This window comes from Phaeobacter sp. CECT 5382 (assembly GCF_001457775.1).
GTDB lineage: Bacteria > Pseudomonadota > Alphaproteobacteria > Rhodobacterales > Rhodobacteraceae > Pseudophaeobacter.
In genome coordinates, this window is sequence record NZ_CYSG01000048.1 from 1 (window position 1) to 2,310 (window position 2,310).

Consider the following 2,310-nt stretch of genomic DNA (forward strand, 5'->3'; position numbering starts at 1 on the left):
TCATCGCGCGATATGCGGATCGTCACCTGATGCGGTTCTTCCGGGGGGATGCTGCACTAAATTTGTCAAGACCCAGCTTTGCTTGGTTTTCCTTACCTTTCTGTAGGAGAAATTTTTTCAAAAAATAAAAACGAGAAAACTTATCCTCAATCCAATTTCTAACAAGAGATGATATCAATATGGTCACCAGAGTGATCTGGCCAACGACAATGTAAGCAAACATGGCATAGAACCAGTCCCTAAACTCCAATAAGACAAAGATGCCTGACATCAATGCTGATATTGCAGAAATCACAAGCGCTGCGCTCAGTCGTAGTCCTACGTCTACATCGGCATTAATCCGTTCCTCCTGCCGCTCTGCCCAGATCATGTTGTTAATGAAAGACTGCTTGAGTGCTAGGTGAAGAGAGGAAGGATTGCTCGTCGATTTTATCGAACAATCACATATCGATAGTCGGTGTAAATCTAAATCGTCAACCTCGAATTCCCCCGAGACTAAAATCGTTGGTATGGATGGAAAGTCTAATCTCCACGCGATCAGTTCTTCGATAACCTCGCTTGCCCCCCCCAGGTCGTCCAGGTTAATGATTACGCACGAGCGAGGGGCACTGACGTTTGAAACTTCTTTGATCATCGAATGGAAAGACGGCAGCGGCCTTACCGGGATACCCATCCTGAAGGCATGCTCACACACATCATCCAACTTCTCAGAGTAGGCGCCGCAGTAGAGCACCATATTGAGGTCATTTAGGTTCATTATTTTCAGTCTCGCTCCGCAGCTCATTTTACTTTAAGTTGGGCATTCCGTTGAAATACCACCAAGATTTTGCCCGACTAGCCTAAGGCTGAGCATTCATCATCGTTTCATCGAGAGCCAATGCCACCTGCGTTCTATTCGTGACGTTCATTTTTCCGAAAATCGACCGCAAGTGCATCTTTACGCTCGCTTCTGACATGCCCATTTCAGCAGAAATCATCTTATTTGAGAGGCCGTGCGAAACATTTTGCACCACTTCCGATTCCACTGGGGTCAACCCCCATATGTTCCAGTTTTCCACCTCGGATATTACCAGCTCCGGGGGCGTGTAAGTGCCTCCCCCGATTACGAAGTTTAAAACGTTTTGAAAGCGATTGAGGTTGGCGGTTTTTGGAATATATCCTCGCACCCCGATGGAGAAAGTTTTTCGAACGAGAGTTCGTGACAGGTTTGCAGAGACTAAAACTGTTGGGATCTCGATCGCAATATGGACTATTTCAGAAATACTTTGAAGTCCGACCATGTCTGGCATATTGACATCGAGAAGTATTGCATCAAAATTGGTGTGAGGTTTGTTGATGATATCAATAGCTTCTTTTTTACTACTACATGAAGTAACTTTGTAGCCCGATTTGGTTAAAACGGTTTCCAATGCCTCAAGAAGCAGTAGGTGGTCATCGACAATCAGAACTGTTTTGTTGACACTTGATGGATAGGGGCTGCATTCGTTTTTCATTCACATGTCTACTTACATCTATTTTTTCAGAAATTAATCTCAAGTTGACCCTTTCAGCAACAGGAGCAAAAGATAAATCCAGTATCTAAAGATATGTGCGTCAGATCGTCTCTGGTGTTGTGAGTTGCCACTGCGGATCAACAAGTTGATGGGGGCCAAAAGCAGAAATCCATCAAAGACTTGACAGGAAACTGTCGAGCCCTGGCGAGCTTGATCAATGATCGCTTCTAGAGCTGATTTGCAGTGACCGCTGACTTGGCTTTGGTACGACGGTGTACTTTTGAGTGAGCACGGCTGCCGTTGTTGTTGACTGCAGCGGTGACGATCCAACACCAGGATAGCTTAATGACCGCTTTAGGGAAACTGACACTCAAATTCTCCATTGCAGCAGTTATGGCGTCGCACTCCATGTCAACGACCGCTTTGGGCTGGGAGCTGACCTCCACCGCCTTGATCTCGGCCAACTGACCCGGGGAGCTGTCCCATGATTGGCTCCGAGGGCGGCTTTGCGCAGATAGCGGTCTTTGCAAAGCCTGGCGAACAACTATGCTTAGATACTTGGCCATTCGCATCACAGCTTTTGTTCGAGGCAATGAAACAGCGTTTGACAATATGCTTGCAAGGTGAGCCAATTCGAAAAATTGGAGGGCCCCTCTCATGGTCACATTACGAACAATAGAAACATTTGGTGAAATTGCTGCCGAAGATGATCCAGTTCTCGATTACTTTCTTGCGACGGAAGCAGTAAAAGACATTGAAAGCGGCTTTGTTGCACAAATCGGTTTCTGAGGGGACTTCCCCTTTCCCCGGACGGAAT

At 46.4% G+C, this 2,310-nt stretch carries 4 protein-coding genes; 2 read left to right on the forward strand and 2 right to left on the reverse strand.

Annotated elements, in window-relative coordinates; translation table 11 throughout:
- Nucleotides 1–22: 22 nt before the first annotated feature.
- Both PH5382_RS19270 and PH5382_RS19275 read right to left on the reverse strand, forming a co-directional pair.
- Nucleotides 23–757, reverse strand: coding sequence for a hypothetical protein (locus tag PH5382_RS19270; RefSeq protein WP_058335997.1), 735 nt, complete (start codon nt 755–757; stop codon nt 23–25).
- Between the two features lie 82 nt (nt 758–839).
- Complete coding sequence (locus PH5382_RS19275; protein ID WP_058335998.1) at nt 840–1,493, reverse strand: DNA-binding response regulator; 654 nt, start codon at nt 1,491–1,493, stop codon at nt 840–842.
- A gap of 345 nt (nt 1,494–1,838) precedes the next feature.
- On the opposite strand from PH5382_RS19275, the gene PH5382_RS20315 reads away from it, so the two are divergent.
- Nucleotides 1,839–1,961 (forward strand): hypothetical protein, encoded by a 123-nt coding sequence (locus tag PH5382_RS20315; protein ID WP_255354116.1) that lies wholly within the window; start codon nt 1,839–1,841, stop codon nt 1,959–1,961.
- A gap of 189 nt (nt 1,962–2,150) precedes the next feature.
- Nucleotides 2,151–2,282, forward strand: coding sequence for a hypothetical protein (locus PH5382_RS20320; protein ID WP_255354117.1), 132 nt, complete (start codon nt 2,151–2,153; stop codon nt 2,280–2,282).
- Nucleotides 2,283–2,310: the final 28 nt, after the last annotated feature.